Annotated in this window: 17 protein-coding genes and 2 pseudogenes; 5 read left to right on the top strand and 14 right to left on the bottom strand. The window is 42.0% G+C overall.

The features are described 5' to 3' along the window. Positions 1-16: 16 nt before the first annotated feature. Positions 17-2,287, bottom strand: coding sequence for a tetratricopeptide repeat protein (locus tag VRUMOI_RS12705; protein ID WP_231897540.1), 2,271 nt, complete (start codon positions 2,285-2,287; stop codon positions 17-19). A 166-nt stretch (positions 2,288-2,453) separates the two neighbouring features. Here VRUMOI_RS12705 and VRUMOI_RS12700 point away from each other — a divergent pair, with 166 nt between their 5' ends. Then, positions 2,454-3,260: a formylglycine-generating enzyme family protein gene (locus VRUMOI_RS12700; protein WP_089139329.1), complete on the top strand. Its 807-nt coding sequence runs from the start codon at positions 2,454-2,456 to the stop codon at positions 3,258-3,260. A 28-nt stretch (positions 3,261-3,288) separates the two neighbouring features. On the opposite strand, the gene VRUMOI_RS12695 is transcribed toward VRUMOI_RS12700, so the two are convergent. From VRUMOI_RS12695 to VRUMOI_RS19735, 8 genes and pseudogenes are all read right to left on the bottom strand, one after another. Further along, on the bottom strand, positions 3,289-4,230 hold the full coding sequence (locus VRUMOI_RS12695) for a LysR family transcriptional regulator (RefSeq protein ID WP_089139330.1): 942 nt from the start codon (positions 4,228-4,230) through the stop codon (positions 3,289-3,291). Between the two features lie 88 nt (positions 4,231-4,318). After that, complete coding sequence (locus VRUMOI_RS12690; RefSeq protein ID WP_162598396.1) at positions 4,319-5,581, bottom strand: BatD family protein; 1,263 nt, start codon at positions 5,579-5,581, stop codon at positions 4,319-4,321. Then, positions 5,578-7,269 carry a VWA domain-containing protein gene (locus VRUMOI_RS12685; protein ID WP_089139332.1) on the bottom strand — a complete coding sequence of 564 codons (1,692 nt, stop codon included), beginning with the start codon at positions 7,267-7,269 and terminating at the stop codon, positions 5,578-5,580. The genes VRUMOI_RS12690 and VRUMOI_RS12685 overlap by 4 nt, the downstream gene beginning before the upstream one ends. Continuing rightward, the gene (locus tag VRUMOI_RS12680) at positions 7,262-8,293 is read right to left on the bottom strand and encodes a vWA domain-containing protein (protein WP_089139333.1); all 1,032 of its coding nucleotides are present in this window, start codon (positions 8,291-8,293) and stop codon (positions 7,262-7,264) included. The genes VRUMOI_RS12685 and VRUMOI_RS12680 overlap by 8 nt, the downstream gene beginning before the upstream one ends. Further along, on the bottom strand, positions 8,293-8,793 hold the full coding sequence (locus VRUMOI_RS12675; RefSeq protein ID WP_089139334.1) for a DUF4381 domain-containing protein: 501 nt from the start codon (positions 8,791-8,793) through the stop codon (positions 8,293-8,295). The genes VRUMOI_RS12680 and VRUMOI_RS12675 overlap by 1 nt, the downstream gene beginning before the upstream one ends. Next, the gene (locus VRUMOI_RS12670) at positions 8,790-9,734 is read right to left on the bottom strand and encodes a DUF58 domain-containing protein (RefSeq protein WP_162598395.1); all 945 of its coding nucleotides are present in this window, start codon (positions 9,732-9,734) and stop codon (positions 8,790-8,792) included. The genes VRUMOI_RS12675 and VRUMOI_RS12670 overlap by 4 nt, the downstream gene beginning before the upstream one ends. Before the next feature lie 10 nt (positions 9,735-9,744). Next, positions 9,745-10,062: pseudogene (locus tag VRUMOI_RS19740) on the bottom strand (AAA family ATPase); the annotation flags it as partial. A gap of 81 nt (positions 10,063-10,143) precedes the next feature. Beyond that, positions 10,144-10,731: pseudogene (locus tag VRUMOI_RS19735) on the bottom strand (AAA family ATPase); the annotation flags it as partial. 305 nt (positions 10,732-11,036) lie between these two features. Between VRUMOI_RS19735 and VRUMOI_RS12660 the strand changes: the two are divergent. Both VRUMOI_RS12660 and VRUMOI_RS12655 read left to right on the top strand, forming a co-directional pair. Then, positions 11,037-12,563, top strand: coding sequence for an arylsulfatase (locus VRUMOI_RS12660; protein ID WP_089139336.1), 1,527 nt, complete (start codon positions 11,037-11,039; stop codon positions 12,561-12,563). A gap of 82 nt (positions 12,564-12,645) precedes the next feature. Next, positions 12,646-13,632: an HAD family hydrolase gene (locus tag VRUMOI_RS12655; protein WP_089139337.1), complete on the top strand. Its 987-nt coding sequence runs from the start codon at positions 12,646-12,648 to the stop codon at positions 13,630-13,632. Between the two features lie 120 nt (positions 13,633-13,752). On the opposite strand, the gene VRUMOI_RS12650 is transcribed toward VRUMOI_RS12655, so the two are convergent. The 4 genes from VRUMOI_RS12650 to VRUMOI_RS12635 form a co-directional block, all read right to left on the bottom strand. Then, positions 13,753-14,628: an NAD(P)-dependent oxidoreductase gene (locus VRUMOI_RS12650; protein WP_089139338.1), complete on the bottom strand. Its 876-nt coding sequence runs from the start codon at positions 14,626-14,628 to the stop codon at positions 13,753-13,755. Between the two features lie 77 nt (positions 14,629-14,705). Then, positions 14,706-15,428, bottom strand: a complete 723-nt coding sequence (locus VRUMOI_RS12645; protein ID WP_089139339.1) for a YebC/PmpR family DNA-binding transcriptional regulator — start codon at positions 15,426-15,428, stop codon at positions 14,706-14,708. A gap of 110 nt (positions 15,429-15,538) precedes the next feature. After that, complete coding sequence (locus VRUMOI_RS12640) at positions 15,539-15,748, bottom strand: DUF3283 family protein (RefSeq protein WP_089139340.1); 210 nt, start codon at positions 15,746-15,748, stop codon at positions 15,539-15,541. A 236-nt stretch (positions 15,749-15,984) separates the two neighbouring features. Further along, positions 15,985-16,182, bottom strand: a complete 198-nt coding sequence (locus VRUMOI_RS12635) for a hypothetical protein (protein WP_089139341.1) — start codon at positions 16,180-16,182, stop codon at positions 15,985-15,987. Between the two features lie 291 nt (positions 16,183-16,473). Here VRUMOI_RS12635 and VRUMOI_RS12630 point away from each other — a divergent pair, with 291 nt between their 5' ends. Then, complete coding sequence (locus VRUMOI_RS12630; RefSeq protein ID WP_162598394.1) at positions 16,474-17,046, top strand: hypothetical protein; 573 nt, start codon at positions 16,474-16,476, stop codon at positions 17,044-17,046. 97 nt (positions 17,047-17,143) lie between these two features. Here the strand turns inward: VRUMOI_RS12630 and VRUMOI_RS12625 are convergent, their stop codons facing one another. Beyond that, positions 17,144-19,120 carry a replication initiator protein RctB domain-containing protein gene (locus tag VRUMOI_RS12625; protein ID WP_089139343.1) on the bottom strand — a complete coding sequence of 659 codons (1,977 nt, stop codon included), beginning with the start codon at positions 19,118-19,120 and terminating at the stop codon, positions 17,144-17,146. A gap of 836 nt (positions 19,121-19,956) precedes the next feature. Between VRUMOI_RS12625 and VRUMOI_RS12620 the strand changes: the two genes are divergently transcribed. Further along, positions 19,957-21,179 (top strand): IS3 family transposase gene (locus VRUMOI_RS12620; protein ID WP_089139344.1). Its coding sequence is split into 2 segments (ribosomal slippage): positions 19,957-20,328 and positions 20,331-21,179, totalling 1,221 coding nucleotides; the frame shifts between segments, so codons are not numbered across the junction. Positions 21,180-21,885: the final 706 nt, after the last annotated feature.

Genomic DNA, 21,885 nt, shown 5'->3' with positions numbered 1-21,885 from the left:
GTATGAATCAACGATTTTACTGATTAGCTTGAGCCTTCAATTGCTGAATAAAGGCATCGACTTGAGGGTTATTCGGCACTAAGACTTTTAACTTCTGTGCGTATTGCAGTGCAGAGAAATATTCCCCCAGCGCCGAGTATTCTTGCGCTAAAGCATAAGTTAGATCGGGGCTGGTTGGCGATAGCTGATAAGCTCGCTGTAACGCTTCTAGCGCTTTTCTCGGCTGACCCTGATCTTTTAATAATAATGAGTATGTGTAGTGATAGCGTACATTATCTGGCGCTTTTAATGTCGCTTGTTCTAACTCAGTTAATGCTTTCGCTTTATTTTGACTACGCACATAACTCATCGCTAACGAATAATATAACGAGGCATTATCTGGGGCGATCTCTAAGCCTTTTAACAGTACTTCCTGCGCTTTGGGTTCATTATTTTGACGACGGTACACATCGGCTAAATTCACATAGGCAGGTACAAAGCTCGGCTCAACAGTGATCGCTTGATTGAAATGATTTTGCGCTTCATCCAAACGATTTAAGTTGATCGCTAAATTTCCTAGTGCTGCATACGAAAAGCCACGATCACTTTGATAAGCTTGAATTTTTCGATATTCGTCGAGCACTTCATTCAGTTTATTTCTCTCTTGAACGGAGAGTGTTGCCGATTGCGCAAGATCCGGCACGATAGGCGCAAGCACACGCGCGGCTTCCGTTCTAATCGATAATGCATCATCAGACAACAATGGGCTTAATAGACGCCACCTTTGGGCAATGGGAAAGTTTGCTGCCGCTTCAATCGCCCCTAGCTTTTTCAATGGCTCATCACTTTTTACCGCACGAGCAATCGCCACCATCGCATTCGCATCGGGCAAGGCAGACATCCGGCTCAACGCTGACGCTCGCACAATATCACTGTAATTGCCATCTTGCGCGATTTTAGATAGCTCAGTACTGGAGGTCAGCATTCCGGTATCCGCCTGATGGAAAACATTTCCATAATGGGCTGCACCTTGGTGCTTGCTGTTGGGATACCACTTTTTAAGGGTTTGTTGCGCCCACTTATCGTCTTTATTGTCGTGGCACTGAGTACACGCATTAGGTGCCCCGGTCGAGAGGCTTAAATCCGGTCTTGGCACTTTAAAGCTATGGTCACGTCTCGGGTCGACCTGCATATAAGTGGTCGCGGGCATGTGACAATCGACGCATTGATTTCCCTGACTAAACTTGGCGTGTTTACTATGGGCATCGGTATCGTACTCAGCCTTAGTGTGACATTGGGTACAAGTATCATTACCAGGCTGCTTTAATTTACCGGAATGCGGATTATGACAATTGGTACAAGTCACGCCTTTATCATGCATTTTGCTTTGCATGAAAGAACCCCACACATACACCTCATCTGAGATTTGACCATCCGGATAATAAAGATCCGAAGACAGAAGTGATGGGGTAAATGCATTAACAATATCTTGAGGCGACGTGCGATCTTGTAACTGAGTTCGACGAGCATGGCAGCTTGCGCACGTTTCAACTTGTTGGCTCTGGGCGAGCGGCTGAACAGAAACCATTTGACCATGCTCATTTTTATGGAACATCGGGCTGCGCATTTTAATATTAACGTCGTAGCCTTTGTTGCTGATGCTCTTATCCCCTTTCGCCCATTTTATATGTTGAGAGTCATCACCATGACACGCATTACAACTGACATTCAACGCAGAGAACTCAGGGTTATAGCGGTTGGTTTTTGAGTCAAAATTTTTCTTATAGTCGGTGACGTGGCAATCCGCACACATCTGATTCCAGTTTTGTCCCTGCTGAGTCCAGTGAAAAGTATCATTAGGTGTTTCATCCGGATGAAGGACAAACCAACGCTGCCCTCCTTGTTGTTGAGATCGAGAATCCCAGGCAAAAGGAATAAATTGCCATTTTCCCTTACCGGCATCGAATAAATATTGCTGCAATGGTTGATAACCAAAGGTGTAAATAACGTTTAAATGATGTTTTTTTCCTTGTTCATCAAAAAAAGTCACCCATAGTTTGTTGTCGTTATCTTGAGTAAACGTCGCCGGTTTACCTAAATATTGGATACTGCGGCCATCAAACTGCCCCAAACTGGTTGCTTGGGTTGCTTTTTCCATGGCGTGAAAGTGATCGGATTGCTTCCAATCTTCGACTTGCTGCTGATGGCAACTAGCACAGGATTCCGAGGGCTGTTCTGCATTAGCCAGATTAAAAAGACTGATACAGCTAAACGTAATAGCTAAGTAAACACGAGTAATAAAATTCACATAAACCTCATTGATAGAACCCTCAAACGACTATTATTATTTTACCTTGATGTGATCCGTTTAGGCTGTAAACCCATCCGTTATTTTAGTTATAGATCATATAACTCTTTTTTATCGGTTCTTTGGCTAAGCTATAGCCTTAACTAAACCATTTTTGAAGGTCACTATGAAACAGCGCTTCCCTATTTATTTATCCTTTATCGTTAGTTTAGGTTTAGTTTTATCGGCTTGTGATAATGCGCCACCTCCCTTTAACAAAGCACACCGCTCCCCGCTAGCAGAATCCGTTAATCAAAATATGGTGCGAGTATCAGGTGGGCACTTTGTGATGGGGTCTGATGACAAAGCGGCGACTTACGCAGAAAAACCGGCGCACGATGTAAAGGTTGATGATTTTTACATCTCAAAATTTGAAGTGACGCAAGAGCTCTATGAAACGGTAATGGGACCGTCATACAGTTATTTTAAAGGCCCGAACAACCCGGTGAATAATATTAGCTGGCAACAGGCTAATCAGTTTATTGATAAGCTCAACCATTTAACCGGAGAAATCTACCGTTTGCCAACGGAAGCCGAATGGGAGTTTGCCGCAAAAGGGGGCAATAAAAGCCAATCATTAACTTACTCGGGCTCGAATAATATTGATGATGTGGCCTGGTATGATGCGAACTCTAATAACCAAGCTCATCCGGTTGGGCAAAAGCAACCTAACGAGCTCGGTCTCTATGATATGACAGGGAATGTGGGAGAATGGGTGATTGATGTTTATGATGTTGATTTCTACAAGTCTAGCCCGTCGGACAACCCAGTAAATGTAGAAGATAACAAGTCCAACGCCGCGCTAAAAACGGTGCGCGGGGCAAGTTTTGCTTACAATGAAAATGAATCGAAAAACTACCGTCGAGATTTCGCAAGTCAATCGATTATCATGGGAGACATTGGAATTCGCTTAGCGAAAAGCATAACTCAATAATCCAATTCAAAAGTAGAGTACAACATCATTAGTGCTCTACTTCCCCTAGCGGATATTTTTCACCCTGATTTTTATGATCTAAAGCCTTGTGAATCTGCTCGCGCAGCCATTGGTGAGCAGTATCTTTGGTTCTGCTCGGGTGCCAAATCGCACTAAACGTCACTTCTGATTTGTCAAAAGGAAGCGCCAATAATTTCACTGGGTATATTCCTTGGAAAGATCGCACCGTCGATGCAGGTAAAATACCAATAAAATCAGTAGCGGCAATGAGCGATAACATTTCTGCTGCCCCTGGAACTCGATGGCGAATATTTCTCATCTCGATGAACTTCATGTGCTCATTACTTAAAACGCTCCCACGAACTTTCCATTGGGAGAAGGCGACATGCTCCTCGGCAAAAAAAGCCTGATAGGTAAGCGTATTATTAATCAGCCTAGGGTGCCCCTTACGACATACCACACAACCTTTTTCAGAAAACAAGACTTCGTGTTTAAGGTTTGAACGAGAAGAAGGGGTAAGATCAATAATTAAATCATAGCGTTGTAACCGTAGATCGCTTTCATAATCTTGAGTAAAGAGTGGATGTATTTCGAAATTAATATTCGGTGCACTATCTTGCATTTGCTGAATACAGTGGTTAAACAGCTCAATCCCCACCCCTGAAACACAAGCAATCGAAAAGGTTTTATTCGACACCTTAGGGTCAAATTCACTTGAAGCAAATAAAGTCGAATTAAAGTTATCTAACGCGGCTTGAAAAGAGGGGTAAATATCCATCGCAAATGATGTGGGTTCCACTCCTAAACTCGAACGGTGGAAAAGAGGATCATCATACACATCACGTAAACGTTTCAGGGCTTTACTCACCGCTGGCTGGCTTATACCAAGACGTTTTGCCGCTTTCGATAAATTGAGCTCTTCATAAATAACAATAAATATTGGGATAAGGTTTAAATCCGCAGACTTCATACTTTAACACCTAAAACGAATAAGGGTTTATTGTATTACAATGACAATTACTTAACATCACAACAACCAAATTTTTAAGAGACTAGAGCTATTTATTTACGATTTTATCTAAAGTGCTTTTCAGCTTAAGCGGCTGAAGTGGGCTATTTGCAGAAACGTTGTTTGCTTTAATTCGCTTCCAGTAACTTTTTATCTGCTTACTGCCGCTTTTGGGATCGGCGACCCCCTCGGTCAATGATTGCAACTCATCGACTTGAAAAAAAGCATCTTTCTGCATCACTTTTTTCAGTTTGATATACAAGAGTAAGCGTGCGGTTTTGACGTTGTTATTGAATACAGACCGATGAAATTGGATAAAAAGTGGCAAAGGACGATCGCGATAATAACGAATCACCCCGAAGACAAAAATCACAATAGCCATCAAACCCAACGCTAACGAGACCAACCATAACCAATAGGTTTGAATAAACGACGACAAGGTATGCTTAACTTGAAACGACTTCCCTTCAATATGAATGGTTTCAAGCGCTTGGTTTTTGGTGTTCCACCACGTGATGGTAAAGCTAGGGAAAGTCACCTCCCCGCCTTTCTGCATCACATAAACCACTTTATCTTCACGGCTCGATAGATAATCTCCGCGAACACTTTTATCAACTAATTTAGCCGGATCGGAATAAGCCTGATAATCAGAGGTACTTTTCTCTTCCAACCATTTCGGCAATAAAATGGACAGGGAATCATCAGCTGTGATTTTTAGCGTTCGAGTGATCGCATCCCCGACTTTGAGTTGCTCATGACTGGTTTGCCAGTTTTGCTCCACAGCCACTTTACTTGCTGCAAACCACTTATCGTTATCCGTTAATTGCCCATCCGGTAGTAATGCTTTAAAACTTAATGCAGAGGTCGATGCGCTTTTTTGAACTTTTTGCCCCTCATCCCCTGCAATAGTGGCAGACACTGGGATTTGGGGTAAACGAAACGTTCCCGAAGATTGAGGGTATAAGGTAATTTCCCAACGTTGATGAGACCACGTTACGCCACCTTCTCGTTGCGTATAATTGGTGGCAAGTTGGTTTCTTTGTTTCACAATTAAATTGGGAATATCAATCTTTCCAATCGTGGTCGGGCCTAAGAACCAACGCGGTGTACTCACGTCAATATGTAAGATAACTTGTTCACTCACCGCATAATTTTTCGATGACTCAACTTGTTTAGCCTCCCCTAGCCAAGAATCGACCTTTACCATCACTTTAGGCGCTGACATATCTGACACTTCATCGGCAATCGCGCTGTTGGCGGCCCATAGGCACTGAAATAATAAAAGGGTTAGCATCACGCTTAATGACTTCATTCTTGAGCATCCTCTACCGGTGTTGCTGAAGGCGCTGGTTGCTGTAGTTGCAACATAAATTTGCGCGATAAGAAATGCTTTGGATCTGCATCGACTTTTTTCAGCCATTTATCGGCTAACTCATCACTGCCTAAAATTTGCTCAGCATTAAGGGTTTCTTTTTTCATTAGTTGAGAGGAGACTTGCTCTTCCGCACCATCGCCCGTTTTAGGCTGGTTTCCTAACTCTTTACTCTCTTCTGGGCCATCAAGCGATCCGGTTTGGCTTTCGCTGGTACGATTCACATCTTCAACAATACTTTCCATCACCTGTAAGTTATTTTGAATATCCTTAAGCAATCGAGGATCGATGTCTGGTTTTTCGGATAACTGGCGTAACAAGTTACGCGCGGCCACATACTCTCGTTGCCGAGCCAAAGCGCTTGCCGCGTAATACCAACCGAGATCGGAATTAGCTTCAATAAATTCAGACTGTGCCAGCTTAAACTCACTCGCATAGTAGTAGGCAATACCTTTACGCATGGGGTCATTAAAATGTTTGGCAGCTTCAAGATAATTCAAATCATTAAAATACCGTTGGCCTTGTTGATCCGGTGTCAGCCACAAGTCTATCCACCACTGCGATACTCGTTGCCAGGTAGTAATATGTTGAGTTGCAGGCACTTTTTCTGCTTGTGAATAAACAGAAGCCTGCGCAGGTAATGGTAAAAATGACAACGACAATGCACCAATTAAGCACCATTGCACTAACCAACCTTTCCTAAACCACAATAGGGTCAACGCCGCTAAGACAATAATCAGAGGATGACTCATATCCTTCCATGGCATCGCCGATTCGCCATTCAGTTGCATGTGTCGTTCAATAGCACGATTTAGCTCTTGTAAATCACTATCATCAACCGAAGTCGTGACCAATCGGCCCCCCGTCTCGCTCGCTAACGTCTCAAGCGATCTCATATCAATAGGGTTATTAACCACAAGCTCTGGGTTTCCAGCCGCCAAAATCAGCAACTGATAAGGCTTATTTTGAAAAAAGGTAGCATAAGCCTCAATGGCTTGTGGCGTGACACCATCCGTGACTAATAATACGGTTCCACCTAATTTTCCTTTCAATAACTGGTCAATAATAGGCAGCGCTTTATCGGCGAACTTTCCCGCTTCGGGCATAATATTCGGACTAATCGCGGTTAAAAATGGCGTAAAAACAGCACTATCTTGAGTTAATGGCATCGCGGTGTGAGCCGATCCGGCATAGACCACTAAACCGGTTTTCCCACCAGCCCGTAAGGTGAGTAGATCTCGTATTTTTTGCTTGGCTCGCTCAAGCCGGCTCGGGGGGAGATCCGTTTCCAACATTGACTCTGAGTTATCTAATACCACAACCATTTCGGCTTTATCTTCCCCAAATGGGGACGCCTCTCTTTGCCATGTAGGGCCTGCGCAAATCAATACGCCAATCGCAATACACAGGGCTAATGCCTTTAACGGTAGTTGCTTTTTCCAACCATGCTCGCCAATAGTTAACACTTTTCGTAAATGCTCGGGGAGCACGTCAGCCCATTGAGGTTGTTGTTCATTGCGCCAGCGTAAAAACCATAACATCCCCAAAGGAAGGAAACCCAGCAACCACCATGGACGAATAAAATGAAACTGGCTCAGTAGTTGTTGCCACACCAGAGAATCAAACATGCTCTTTCTCCTGTGCGGGTGTATTTAAGCGCGCAGCCCCCACTCTCCTCACCGTCGCAATGAGAAATAAGCAGGTATATAAAACAAGCACCACCATGACAAAGTAATGCTGCAATGAAATCTTAGGGCGATAAGTTGTGCTTTCATACAACTGTGGTTCTAAATCGTTAATACTGGCATAGGCTTGTTTTAATCCATCACTGTCTTTTGCCTGATAAGCCTTTCCTCCGGTGGTACTGGCAATGTGGTTTATCACATCCATATCCATCGCCTGCTCTCCAACTGTACTCGGATCGCCCATCGCAATAACATGAATACGAACGCCTTTGGCAGCCGCGACTTTTGCAGCATCTAGTGGCTCCACAAAACTGCCAGTATCATTACCATCGGTGAGCACGATCACGACTTTTTGACGATCTTGGCTGTGTTGGCTTTGCTCAAAGGTTTTAATCGCAAGTCCGATAGCATCACCAAGGTGGGTACTTTCTCCCGCCATCGACACATCCGTTTGTTCTAACAAGGTTAACCACGCGTCATGATCTGCGGTAAACGGGGTTTGGATAAACGCGGCATCACCAAACAAAATCAACCCAAGACGGTCGCCTTTTCGTTGGGCAACAAAATCCTGCAGTACCATTTTTGCGGCATCTAAGCGATTCACTTTATGACCTTGTGCATCACTAAAATCTTGCTCAGACATTGAGCCGGATAAATCCACGGCCACCATGACATCTCGCCCCATGCTTTCACGAGTTTGAGGTTCACCCAACACTTTGGGTTGAGCTAAAGCCATCACTAAGCATCCCCAAGCAACCACCAGCGCAATACGCTGCCACCAACTCGCCTTAAGTTGGGTTGCCCCTTCCGATGGCTCTTCCCCTATCGCTTCAATCAATAAGTGAAAGAAGGGGACTTTGATCGCGGTTTGTTTGGTTCGATAAGCGGGAAATAAGAAATAAACCAATATGGGTAACGGCAGAATCCAAAACCAGTTAGGGGTAGCAAATTCTAGTGATGACATCATTATGCTCCAGCCCCCGATTGTTGGTGCTCTTTTATCCAATGCAAACAGTATTGATGAATACGTTGTTTCTCTTCCATATTCAGTGCCTGTTTGCTGCTATTGAGTGACAACATCCATTTGTCAGCAAGTTCAGGCTCCATCTTAGAATCATCATGAGGAATATAGGCGTATAAGGCTTGCAGAAAACCCTCACCATACGCGGCTTGATCGGCGCAATTAAGATAGCCCATCACCCGCTTGATGATCACAAAGACTTGATATTCAAATTTAGGGGAATGGATATCTAATGACTCAGTGACCGCGAGCGCCTCGCGTCGATAACGATTTGTCCACCAACTCCGACCTTGCTGATACAACCAAATAGAAAGTAGTACCAAACCTATCCCAAGCAGTATTTTCCAACCTATCGTTTGTGGCCACCAGCTCACAGGTTCAGGTAAGCCAACATCATGTAATTGTTTAAGAATATAAGTAGAAGGTGGGGTTGGCTGGGTAGTCATCTCTGCCCCCCTATTGAGCGTTTGTATTGCTTGATATGCTCACCTGATGTATCTAAGTTAATGAAAGGCAAGTTGTTAAACGCCATAATTTTGGCTAATTGCTCTCGTTTGATATGACTGGTACTGCGAAGGGTCTCATTGGCGATATCAACCTTGCTTCCAGTATCTAAACTCAGTTGATAAGAACCGTCACCAATCACCCAACGACTATGGGTTATTTTCTCAGGCAACGATTGCTCCATCGGATCAGAAACCATCAGGCTTAAAATGTCATTATGCTGTTGTAAGTGCTGTAGCCTTTTCAGATCCAATTCGGTCGCATCATTCCAATCACTGATCATCACAATGGTGGCCCCTTTTAGTTTCAATTGGGCAATACTCTTCACCCAATCGCTAAAGTGCACATGATTATCATTCTTCGATTCAATATTTAACGATTGGTTATGCCGAGCCATCTCATTAAGATCCCTTAATAAGCCATTCTGTGAACGTTGAGCTTTATGGTGGCTAATACGTTGAGGAGTGATAAAACTAAAGCCAACGCGATCATTGTCTTTAAGAACTCGCCATGCGGTGAGAGCAGCAATTTCGGCGGCCACGACAGATTTCATGGTATGTAGTGAAGAAAAAAACATCCCACTGCGTTGATCAACGGCAATTAAGACATGTCGATCTTTCTCTTCCGTATAGGTTCTCACATGAGGTTTTCCGGTACGAATCGTCACCTTCCAATCTAAATTTCGAATATCATCGCCTAATTGGTAATGACGAAGCTCTTCAAAATTAAGCCCTCTTCCTCGGAAACGAGAATTATGCCGGCCCGCTAACGCGGTTCCAGCATTCATCTGAGGTAAAAAGCTAAAGGCATGAGATTGTGCTTGCAGACGAACTAAGCGAGAAAACTCACAATACACTCTAGGATCTAAGTCTTGAGTTGCCATAATGCCTCTCTTAACCGATTGCCACACAACTCAATAGCTCATCAATCACTCGCTGGTGGGTAACGCCATCCGCCAGAGCATCATAAGAAAGTATAAAACGATGCCCCATCACCATCGGTACCATGGCTCGTATATCATCCGGAGTCACGTGATCGCGGCCATTGAGCCAAGCATGAGCTCGTGAGCATTTATCCAAAGCAATGGATGCGCGTGGGCTTGAGCCAACTTGAATCCATTGGCTTAACGATGAATTAGGATAATCACTCGGCGTACGAGTCGCCATCACTAAATTGACGATATAATCTTCTGCCATCTCTGAAACTTCAATCGTTGAGATTTCTTGGCGTGCATCAAAAAGCGTTTGAATATCAAATTGAAAAGCGGCTTCAGCGGAACCATTAGATTGTAGACTTCCCTGCTCCTCACTACGGACTAATCGGATGATGTCTTTCTCTGCACTGCCGGTTGGATAGTCGACATTGACCTTTAATAAAAAGCGATCCATTTGCGCTTCAGGTAACGGGTAAGTCCCTTCTTGCTCAATTGGGTTTTGAGTCGCTAATACCATGAATAAATCTGGTAACGGATGGGTTTTATCCCCAACAGTAATGGTCCCTTCCGCCATCGCTTCAAGTAAGGCCGCTTGTACTTTTGCTGGCGCACGATTGATCTCATCGGCCAGTACAAGGTTATTGAAAATCGGCCCCGCTTGAAAATGCAATTGATGATGACCATCGATTTCCTGATACAACTCGGTTCCCGTCACATCAGAAGGTAATAAATCTGGAGTAAATTGAATACGACCAAACTGGGTTTGCAGCGCATTGGCGAGCGCCTTTACCGAACGGGTTTTCGCCGTGCCCGGTAACCCTTCCAATAAAATATGCCCACCGGTTAATAGACCAATCACCAAAGCATTAACCACATGAGATTGCCCAATCACAGACTGTTCAACATGATCGACTAAGTATTGAATAGAATCACGGTTTATGCTCATGCTCACCTCATAAAATCACATCAAAAAAAGATCCTTTATTGCAGTATATACGTATAAAAAATAACTTCCGGTTATAACCTTTATAATCACCCAGCAAGTAAATCCTCCCGGTAGGAAGCATCAAAAAACCTCTATATTAACAATGCTTTAAAACAAAAACCGGACATTCTAAGTAAATGAATTAGACTTAATGGTGTTGGGTATTTCATCATCAGGTTGTGCGATAAAATATCTTTTGAACAACACTCAAGCTAAAGGAATGGTATTTACCGACCTTTTTATGGACTATCGCGCAGGAGGATTTCATGCGTAATTTTTTGAAGAAAGCACTAGTGATAAGCGGAGCTTTAGCTTCATTTAGCACTTTTGCAGCAACAGATAAAAAGCCAAACATTTTGGTTTTCTGGGGTGATGATGTAGGTGTGTATAACATCAGCGCCTATCACAATGGCATGATGGGTGGTCGTACACCGAACATCGATCGAATTGCTAATGAAGGTGCCCTATTTACTGACGCTTATTCACAACAAAGTTGTACCGCTGGCCGAGCCTCTTTCATTTTAGGTCAACATCCATTTCGTACTGGCTTGTTAACCATCGGTATGCCTGGATCGAAAGACGGTATTCAAGCTAAAGATCCAACCATCGCCGAACTTCTTAAAAATCAAGGTTATGTCAGTGGTCAATTTGGTAAAAACCACTTAGGCGACCAAGATGAACATTTGCCAACTAATCATGGCTTTGACGAGTTCTTTGGTAACTTATACCACCTAAATGCTGAAGAAGAGCCAGAGGGTGAGTTCTATCCTAAAGATCCTGAATTCCGCAAAAAATTTGGCCCTCGCGGTGTATTGAAAGCAACTGCTGATGGAAAAATTGAAGATACCGGCCCTCTTACGCGCAAACGTATGGAAAATGTCGACCAAGAAACGCTAGAGCAAAGCTTAGCCTTCATGGAAAAAGCGGTGAAAGCCAATAAGCCATTCTTTATTTGGCACAATTCAACCCGTATGCACATTTGGACTCATCTAAGTGAAAAATACGCACGTAAATCAGGCTACGGTATTTATGCCGATGGCATGATGGATCTGGATGACCAAGTGGGTGTAATGCTAGACAAGCTCGACGAGCTCGGTGTGGCAGATAACACGATTGTTATCTTCTCAACCGATAATGGTGCAGAGAAAGTAACTTGGCCTGATGGTGGTACCACACCATTTAAAGGTGAGAAAGGAACAACATGGGAAGGCGGTTTCCGTGTCCCTATGATGGTTCGTTGGCCTGGTCACGTGAAACCAGGTACGGTTATCAACGACATCTTCTCACAAGAAGACTGGATGCCAACATTAGTTGCCGCTGCTGGCGAGCCAAAAGTAAAAGAAAAACTACTTAAAGGTTACCAAGCCAATGGCAAAACGTTCAAAGCTCACCTAGATGGTTACGACCAAACAGAATTGCTTGAAGGTAAAGGCCCAGGTAAACGTGATGAGATTTTCTACTTTGATGCCGCGGGTAACCTAAACGCCCTACGCTACAAAGATTGGAAAATTCACTTCAGTATTATGGAAGGTGATATCTCTACAGCCTACCGTAAAACGCCAAGCTGGCCATTGATTGTTAACCTACGTATGGACCCATTCGAAGTGAGTCCGGATTCAAAACTATACATCGGTCGCTTCTATGCTGAACAAATGTGGATGTTTGTTCCTGCTCAAGCCGTTGTACGTAAGTTCCTTGAGACATTTAAAGAGTTCCCAGCAACACAAAGTAGCTCTTTAAGTATTGAAAAAGTGCTTAAAACAATGACACAAACTCAGGCTCAACGTAACTAGCCGATGTAGTAATACCAAACCAAGGCCTACCTTCACCAGTAGGCCTTTTTTGAACTTTGCACCGATGATTTAAGGATGCCTTATGAACCTATTACGTTACTTTCTACCTGTACTCTTGTTGCTAATAAGTCACCTTTCTTTTGCTAACAGTCCCCCTGATCCTCTGCCATCATGGAATGACACCGCGACCAAACAACAGATTATTCAATTCGTTCAACATTCAACGGATAGCCAATCGGATACATTCATTCCCGTAGCAGACCGCATTGCGACCTTTGATAACGACGGTACGCTATGGGCTGAAAAACCCGTGTACTTCCAACTGTATTTCGCACTAGCACAAATCAAAGAAAAAGCCGCGCAGCACCCTGAATGGAAAACGCAAGAGCCTTTCGCATCGGTATTAAAAGGCGATCTTGAAGGGGTTAAAAAATCGGGTATGGAAGGTCTATTGAAGATTGTGATGGCCAGTCATACCGGAATGAGCAGTGAACAATTTGATGCATCAGTAAATGCATGGCTCAAAACGGCCCGTCACCCTGATAGCCAACGTCCATTTACCGAAATGGTTTATCAACCAATGCTGGAGTTACTACACTACTTACAGCAAAATGATTTCAAAACCTATATTGTTTCCGGTGGCGGGGTTGATTTTATGCGCGCTTGGGCTCCGGAAGTTTATGGTATACCAAAGGAGCAGATTCTAGGTTCTTCGGTTAAAACAGAGTACAAAGTGATTGATGGTAAACCAACCATCATGCGTTTACCTGAAATTAATGTGAATAATGATAAGGCACAAAAGCCCTTAACCATTCAAACCTACATAGGTAAAAAGCCCGTTTTCGCCGCAGGTAATTCCGATGGCGATTTAGAAATGTTGCAATGGACCAAAACTTCACCTTACTCAAGTATGGCATTACTGATCCACCATACTGATGACAAACGTGAGTGGGCTTATGATAAAGATTCTGCTATCGGTCATTTAGAAAAAGCGCTTCCGCTTGCCCAAAAAGATAATTGGAATGTGGTCGATATGAAGCAAGACTGGAAACAAGTATTTGCTGATTAACGTCTATTGTGATTAATCTCGCTGGGTCATCCGACACTCAGCAGTGTAATCACTCGTTTCACGGCAATAAAAAAACGAGCAGTTCAATGCTCGTTTTTTATTATTGCATTCAACATTCGATTACTTTTTCGCGATATTCTTAACGGCTTTATGCAGTACTGAAGTATCCATACGGTTATCACCCGCTTTCGCCAAAGCGACATAATCATCATACGTTTGCTGGGTATGCGCCAAATTCAAATTGTGCTTTTGCGCTTCATCTAAGCAGAAACCTAAGTCTTTAATCATCCAATCAATCGCAAAACCAAAATCGTATTTATCTTGAGACATGGTTAACGCGCGGTTTTCCATTTGCCATGAACCCGCTGCGCCATTTTTTAAGCAATTCACCAGGTTCTCAATATCTAATCCCGATTCTTGAGCTAACAATAAGCCTTCAGATAAACCACGAAGCGCGCCCGCAATACAGATCTGATTAACCATTTTAGCGCGCTGACCTTGCCCTACTTCGCCCATTAATACCGACGATTTTCCGTAAGCATTAAACACCGGCTGAAGTTTATCAAACAAAGCTTGGCTACCGCCGCACATAATGGTTAATACGCCGTTTTCCGCGCCACTTTGGCCACCAGAAACCGGCGCATCCATAAATTCAATACCCGCTTTGCTTGCCGCTTGAGCAAGCTCTTCAGCGAGCGATGCAGACGTAGTGGTATGATCAACCAGTACGGCACCAGTCTTCATAAAACGCAGCGCTCCGGTATCACTGACAGTCATGCTGCGTACATCGTCATCGTTACCAACACAAAGCAATACAACATCAGCCTCTTTCACACAATCTTCGACACTTTCAGCCGCTTGCCCTTGATACTGATTGGCCCAATCTAGTGCTTTGGTATGCGTACGATTGAAAACAGAAACCTCAAATCCATATTGAGTTAAATGACCAGCCATTGGGAAACCCATCACGCCTAGACCGATAAAACTAACCTTCATACCATCTCCTTATCTTAAAACAAAAACACCGAGCAATTGGGGCTCGGTGTTTTACAATTCATTTCACCAACGGTGACTTAGTCTTCTAATTCAGCGTTGTGATAAACCTGTTGAACGTCATCACAGTCATCTAGCATGTCCAAGAACTTTTGGAACTTAACCGCATCATCACCCGTCACTGGTGTGTGGTTTTGAGGAACAAAAGTAATTTCTTCAACATCAACGACAAGATCTGGGTATTCTTCGTTTAGTGCAGTTTTTGCTTTGAAGAACTCAGTATGAGGGGCGAACACAGTAATGACACCATCTTCTAGCTCAATATCGGTGACATCCACATCTTTCATCATTAGTGCTTCTAGTACCGCTTCTTCGTCTTCACCTTTAAACTGGAAAACCGCTTGGTGATCAAACATATGTGCAACAGTACCTGGGCTACCGATTTTAGCGCCAGTCTTAACAAAACATTGGCGAACGTCTTGGAAAGTACGGTTGCCGTTATCCGTTAAACAATCCACGATGACACTTGCGCCACCGGGTGCAAAACCTTCATAGCGTGCTGGTTGGAAATCTTCACCACCACCGCCATTCGCTTTATCTAAGGCTTTTTCGATAACGTGAGCAGGTACGTTATCTTTTTTCGCTTTAGCAATAAGGTGCTTTAGCGACAGGTTCATATCAGGGTCTGAACCACCATTTTTAGCGGCAACGTAAATTTCTTTACCGTATTTAGAATAAACTTTAATTTTTGCGCCAGCTGTCTTTGCCATTGAGGCCTTGCGCACTTCAAAACTTCTTCCCATGGGAATGTTCTCTCTGATTCAATTTAACGCGTGATATTTATCATAAGAGTTTGCGTATCAATATTGCCGTTCAACCAAACTGACAACATGTCTCTTATGAAGACCGATAACTAGGCTACGCCCATTATCCGTTTGTATTTTTGGACTGCTTGTTCGAAGAATGTACGTTCATCTTCATTGCGAATTTTTTCAGCTTCCGTAAGCAATAATTCTGGACCAGCTTTCGCTTGTTTTAACTGCCAAACTGCATACGAAGCTTGTTTATCTAATTCGATTTTATTTTTCTCAGTTGAAGGCAACAAAGATAAATTTATAGACATTGAATTGGCCTATGCTCAAGAGTCTTTAGTCAGGGGAATATACCATAGCAACGTACAAATGATAAAAAGATATTCATGAGTTTACAGTGTAAATTTGCGCAGTACGTGCAAGTCATCAACGCAGACATTAAGAAAGGTTTGATCAAAAATAAAAGATACAGAATGAACAGTTCACTCTGTATCTATACATTAACTTTGATATCGATAAAGCCTATGACTAGTGGCTAATTGACCGTTTAGTGAAGTAAGCCTAACTCTCTTGCTTCTTCTAGTGTTAGCCCGCTTTCGCGAATTTCCTTTAACATTTCAATTCGGCGTCTCGCTTCAGCGCTCTTCATTTGCTTCGGAGTCGCTTGAGAGTTCGAATCGTCTTTGTTGTCCCAATTTGTTGCAATTCCAGTCATGTCATCGTGATCAATTGAATTAATCGACATAATTACCTCCAGAAAACCATGCGGAAACAAAGTGGATATTAAGCAAACTCATGTCCACTTGTTAAGTAAATAAAATACAGAGTGTGACTAAACTCAGAGTTCAGAAACAAGTTGCGTTATCCTTTCTATTTACCGCTTTTGTTTCTATTTAACTGGGTGTAGCGTCAAAGATCTCGCTATCCAAAAATTCGGCTGTTCGCCCTTCTGATTTCTAGATTAAAAACCTTTCACTCAATAATAAATAGCAGATTGGCGCATTTTAGGTAAATTTTTTTTGCTGGCAAGATCAAGATGAATAAATTTGCGATTCTTTATCAACATTGGATGAAATTTAACCCTGAAGTAAGCAACCTCAACCTGAGAAGCTACACTGATTACATATCAATCCAAGAAAAGAGGCTCAAAATGGAACTCAGCACTTGGTTATTTCGCTTGCAATGTCAGCAACAAGAAACCGACTTTCATAATATTTCAGAGTTGGTATCCCTCATACACTCCCCTCCCCCTGCATTATGGAATGAAACATTATCGGAAACGCACGTTAAAGCGCTGACTTTTTGGCTCGATGGCTGTTTGAAGCTATTTCACTATTTTGATGATCTTGAGCATCATCAATTAGCTTATCAATATATTCAACTCGCTTATGCACGATTACAAAGTGTTACAGCGAATCCACACACCCAGGTTGAGTTAAGGTATTGGGGAGCTTCGTATCTTGATCAATTAACCGTGATGATGCTGGAGTTTTGCCAACGAAAGCCTGAATGGGAAAGGGAAAGCTATCAAGTGATTGAGCTGTACATTGCTTTCATGACGCCTCTAGGCGAACTCAATATGAGAAATCGAGATCATGGACATTTATAGCCTTGATCATCGTTCTGTAAACGGGAGGGACCCGAAAGCATGAATCACCTTGATCATGCTTTCAGTTTTTTATCTTAACTAATTGATTTATTAAACATTAAGAAACATTGGCCATTTCATCTAATGCACGCATTACGGTGTCATCAAGATGACCATCAAACACTTGCTTAGAAACTTTACGTCTTACTGCAAGGCCTGCAATCAATCTCTCAATAGAAAGGTGTTTTGATTTAGTTTCTTGATTAAACAACTCGATAGTTTTACTTAATGTTTCGTATGGTAATACTTCGTCACCAACACGTAGCCAATCAAGCTTACTCATAAGCTCATCACACTCTTCTTTGATCGAGGCAAACGGATGCCCTGTCATTGCAGATAATGCGGTTATGCTGCGTTCTAGGGCTTGTGGTGAGGTATATTTAGATAAAGTGATCGTTAGTTCATCAGCATTAATTTCAACTAGATGCTTTTTCAGCTTCACTCGTCGACCTAAACGGCCTCTTGGCGATGGATCCTTACGTTGGATCGGCTCAAATTCACCATCAATGATCTCGGCCAATTCTTGCAGTTTTTGTTTCGACACCAATTCGTGACGTAATGGATTTGGTAATGTTGGCGCCATGTTGCGCTTACCAGCATTCGTCGTTCGAGCTCGAGAAAATCTCAATACTTCTTCCGCATCACAACGAATATCCATTTGATAATCTTGAACTTTCCCTTTATCCATTATGGTGGTGATCGTTAAGTGATATCCCCATAAATTCACCACAAAAAGATCGTCAGTTGTTTTACCTTCCGATAGTTTTCGTAGCTCACGAATAAGATCCATCGAAAAACGGCGCCATTCAATGTTACGAGCGAGCTTTTGGTTAATCTCACTAAGCAGCATAGATTCGGTTAAACGGCGTACTAGGCGGCTTCTGAAGAAGGTATACAACTGGAACACCAGTGTATGTTGCTTAAGGATTTCTGGTGGGAATAAGAAAAAGTAATCTTTCGTTAATAATTCTTCGAAGAATGAAGGTTCCCAAACTAAAATATACAGGTTTGGTTTTATTCGGATTTCACCAGATGCATTTTCTGTTGGAGCTTCATCTGACGCTGTGATCGTACGGGCAATAAAGCGAAAACGATCACTCTTAAAGCCTTCAGGCATATTTTCGCTTAACCAACGGCCTGTTAATTCATGCAATTGAAAATCGGTGAATTCAATACGATCAATACTATCACGGATAGAATCACGAGCCGGACCACTGTCTTTTTTGCCACGCAAAGATAAAATATCCGTTATATACAACGGCGTTTTATTGGGCATTTGCTTGGCGTTCATGTGGTAATCATCTTGGTGATGATCGTGATATTGAACAGTGAGAGTAAACAGAGCAAATAACGTCATCAAATCATCGACCGTCATGATGTTTTTAGATGATCGTGTTTCAATGATTGCGCGGGTACCAGAAATAGAAACCATTGATTTTTGATAGTTTTTTCTGGTTCTTGGCGGCGCTAATGCTTGATCAATAATGCCAGCCCAATTTGTCGGTGAAACAACAAACTGCTCGGCTTCATCACGCATTGCAGGTGGTGTGTATAGACCATGTTCATTGAGTAATTGACGGTTTACTTGGGTTTGTGCCAGTGCTTTTGAACGTTTTTGTTTTTCTGTTTGGCGAGTTGAATCTGTTTTTAAACTGGTAGAACCTAGAACCGAAATCAGCTGATTAGGGTTGATAAAGGTATGAAGCATCGTTTTGCCCGCTAGACCTTCTTCAAATCTAACAGGTGTTTGGCTAAATAAGCCAATGGAAACCGCTGCCCTTAAGCGTTGTTGAATAGCTGCTCGAGTCAGTTGCCCATCGGTAGCATCAATAATTTCAGTGGTTGATACAAACCCATCTTTGCTGGATAAACCTTTTAATGAAATTAAATTAAGTAGCTCGATGATACTTTTGGTGACACCTTTGAAATGCTGGTATTGCTCAATCCAATCGATCGTATGTTCTGAGATCTGAAATAAGTGACCATCTTTGTGGTTTCTTGGAAGTTTGATCAAGATCTTTTCTTGGGTTGGCATAGCAATTCCATTTGTCATTGGATGTAAAATTCATATAGTTCCAAAAGAATAAATAAAAAAGATCAAAAAAGAAAGAAAAAAATGCTTTTCTTTAAATAACTGATCTTTATGTTTATTTGATCTTAAATGGTTATATGATCTAATGATCTGGCTGTTGTTTTGCTTTTAAGTTGCTGAATATAAACACCTTATTTTTTTCTCTTTGGAAAGCATGATCATAAGAGATTCAGAACGATGATCATTAATAAAGTGAAAGCATGATCAATTTAGAACAGAAGCATGATCATTAATTTTATGAAGCATGATCAAATGAAAGATGAAACGATGATCATCTACTATCGACATGTTATCCACAGATCATAAGCGTTAATTTCTCAAAAGATCGCAAAGCGAGGTATTTCAAGGCACATTTCTCTATTGGAACGATGATCATGGTGGAAGCCAACAATTCATCTTTTCTTTACTGCTTGTAACTTGTTTCCTCCATTAGAAAGAATGATCAAGGCTCTTAGTCGTTGATTGGACGAAATAAAGCGTGTTTTTCGATAATTTATGTCACTTCAATTTACACTCAATGTAATCTATACAAGGCTTTTCATGCTTCCGAGTGATATTTACGCTTGATCATCGATCCGAAAGTGATCTTTGTACAAATCAAATTGGATTGACATTTTGTTCCTTGATCATGCTTCCTTAACTACCCTTCTTCTATTATAAATGATGGCGGAAAATTGAAATTTATACTGTTTTTCAACATTGAGCCTCTATTGTGGAATTCTGGCTTATTTCTATGAATTGTCTCGTCCTGAAATGTGTTTACACATTGAGGACGAATTATGACTACTTCACATAATCTCTACGTTAAGCGCACTCAGCGTGATTACACACTAGGCTTTAAATTACAGGTTGTCGATGCTGTTGAAAAAGGCGACATGACTTATAAACAAGCCCAAGCTATCTATGGCATTCAAGGTCGTTCAACGGTTTTAACCTGGCTAAGAAAGTTCGGAAAAATGGACTGGACGCAAAATCCAAGGAAGAAAGCCATGCATAAAACAACGAAACCCAATGAATCTCCAGCTCAAAAAATTAAGCGACTTGAAAAAGAATTGGAAGATGAACGACTAAAGAATCTCTTTTTAAATGAAGTCGTTGATATCCTTGATGCTGAGCACGGGACTAGCCTCAGAAAAAAGTATATCGCCAAGGAGCAAGAAGCCTTCAAAAACAGAAAGGGCTCAGCCTAGCTCGAGTCTGTAGGTTGTGCGGCATATCGAGACAAAGCGTTTATCAAAGAGAAAGGCGGGCAGCTCACCGTCAGGTAGAGCTCACCCCCATCAAGCAGATGGTTCTAGAACTTCGGCGCTATATGCCTCGAATAGGTACTAGAAAATTGTATTCCTTACTCAAACCAAAGCTGCAAGAAGAAGGAATCAAGCTAGGTAGAGATGCACTCTTTGATTACTTACGTGACGAACGCCTTCTCGTTGAGCCTAAGCGCAGTTTTACGAAGACGACCAATAGTCGACATTGGATGAAAAAACATCCTAACTTGCTTAAAGACTATAAACCTCGTCATCCCGAAGATGTGTTGGTGAGTGACATAACCTATGTCCAATCTAATGAAGGCGTGCATTATCTCTCGTTAGTTACTGACGCCTTTAGTCGGAAAATTATGGGCTATGAGCTCAGCAATGAAATGAAAGCGACGGATGTTGTAAAGGCTTTAGATATGGCGATAAAATCACGTCAGTATAGTTGCTCGTGTATCCATCATTCAGATCGCGGGCTTCAATATTGCTCAGGTGTTTACCAAGACAGATTGAAAAAGGAAACCATCAAGCCATCGATGACGGATGGTTATGACTGCTACCAGAATGCATTAGCAGAAAGAGTAAACGGCATCCTGAAACAAGAATTTTTACTTTATGAGTGTAAGGATATCGTTGAGCTTAAGCAGTTAGTAAAGGAATCAATCAACATCTATAACAATATGAGACCGCACCTGAGTCTTGGGATGAGAACCCCGAATGAGGTGCATGAAAAAGCCAACGGCTAACGCAGTTGGCTTAGTATAAAACTGTCAACGTATTTTAGGACGGGACAAATAATATGGAACGATGATCAAGGCAGATTATTCATTAATGCCGTTAAATATCGAATAACCATTATTATGTCAAAGAGGGTTATTTAAGAAAGATGCGTCTCTTTCGAGTGATTATTGGCTTTATGGTGGTTCAATATTTTTCATAGGCAGGTTGTTATTCACGGGTTACAAGCTGAAATTTGTCTTTTTTCTAATATCTAAGACTTTATCTAATTGGTTTGTCGAAATGTAGACGAACGAGTTTGGTGTGTATGATGCTATTTTTTATCTTAATTAATTGGGGTTGGCTTTGTTATATGGAATTATCGATTTGGTACCTCCCCTCTTGTTGATTGTAAAATTCCAAACTCAATTACTTGCTTTATCATGTTTTCTATGTTGATCCGACAACGGCCGTAATTTTACCTATTCAATTAATCGTTCCGATGTATTCAGTATTTACATTGTAAATTGGTGACACCGTAACACTTTAAAAGTTTTGTGTTTTCCTGGTATTTGTTGGTGAAAAATACGTGAGGAAATGCACGTTTTTACCTGTTATTGCAATAAAATGACAATTTTGGGATAAATTAATCACTACACTAATTGTTCAGCTATTCATTGTTTTAGTTGTTTTTTGCTGTACAATGTTTTTAGGTCAAGTTAATTGGACGAACTT

Origin of the sequence: Vibrio rumoiensis, from assembly GCF_002218045.2 — a bacterium.
GTDB lineage: Bacteria > Pseudomonadota > Gammaproteobacteria > Enterobacterales > Vibrionaceae > Vibrio > Vibrio rumoiensis.
This window is presented reverse-complemented; position numbering and strand designations above follow the sequence as displayed.

Coding starts and splice junctions, on each gene's coding strand:
- VRUMOI_RS12700 (WP_089139329.1), top strand. CDS start 2,454: ATGAAACAGCGCTTCCCTATTTATTTATCCTTTATCGTTAGTTTAGGT.
- VRUMOI_RS12695 (WP_089139330.1), bottom strand. CDS start 4,230: ATGAAGTCTGCGGATTTAAACCTTATCCCAATATTTATTGTTATTTAT.
- VRUMOI_RS12690 (WP_162598396.1), bottom strand. CDS start 5,581: ATGAAGTCATTAAGCGTGATGCTAACCCTTTTATTATTTCAGTGCCTA.
- VRUMOI_RS12685 (WP_089139332.1), bottom strand. CDS start 7,269: ATGTTTGATTCTCTGGTGTGGCAACAACTACTGAGCCAGTTTCATTTT.
- VRUMOI_RS12680 (WP_089139333.1), bottom strand. CDS start 8,293: ATGATGTCATCACTAGAATTTGCTACCCCTAACTGGTTTTGGATTCTG.
- VRUMOI_RS12675 (WP_089139334.1), bottom strand. CDS start 8,793: ATGACTACCCAGCCAACCCCACCTTCTACTTATATTCTTAAACAATTA.
- VRUMOI_RS12670 (WP_162598395.1), bottom strand. CDS start 9,734: ATGGCAACTCAAGACTTAGATCCTAGAGTGTATTGTGAGTTTTCTCGC.
- VRUMOI_RS12660 (WP_089139336.1), top strand. CDS start 11,037: ATGCGTAATTTTTTGAAGAAAGCACTAGTGATAAGCGGAGCTTTAGCT.
- VRUMOI_RS12655 (WP_089139337.1), top strand. CDS start 12,646: ATGAACCTATTACGTTACTTTCTACCTGTACTCTTGTTGCTAATAAGT.
- VRUMOI_RS12650 (WP_089139338.1), bottom strand. CDS start 14,628: ATGAAGGTTAGTTTTATCGGTCTAGGCGTGATGGGTTTCCCAATGGCT.
- VRUMOI_RS12645 (WP_089139339.1), bottom strand. CDS start 15,428: ATGGGAAGAAGTTTTGAAGTGCGCAAGGCCTCAATGGCAAAGACAGCT.
- VRUMOI_RS12640 (WP_089139340.1), bottom strand. CDS start 15,748: ATGTCTATAAATTTATCTTTGTTGCCTTCAACTGAGAAAAATAAAATC.
- VRUMOI_RS12635 (WP_089139341.1), bottom strand. CDS start 16,182: ATGTCGATTAATTCAATTGATCACGATGACATGACTGGAATTGCAACA.
- VRUMOI_RS12630 (WP_162598394.1), top strand. CDS start 16,474: ATGAATAAATTTGCGATTCTTTATCAACATTGGATGAAATTTAACCCT.
- VRUMOI_RS12625 (WP_089139343.1), bottom strand. CDS start 19,120: ATGCCAACCCAAGAAAAGATCTTGATCAAACTTCCAAGAAACCACAAA.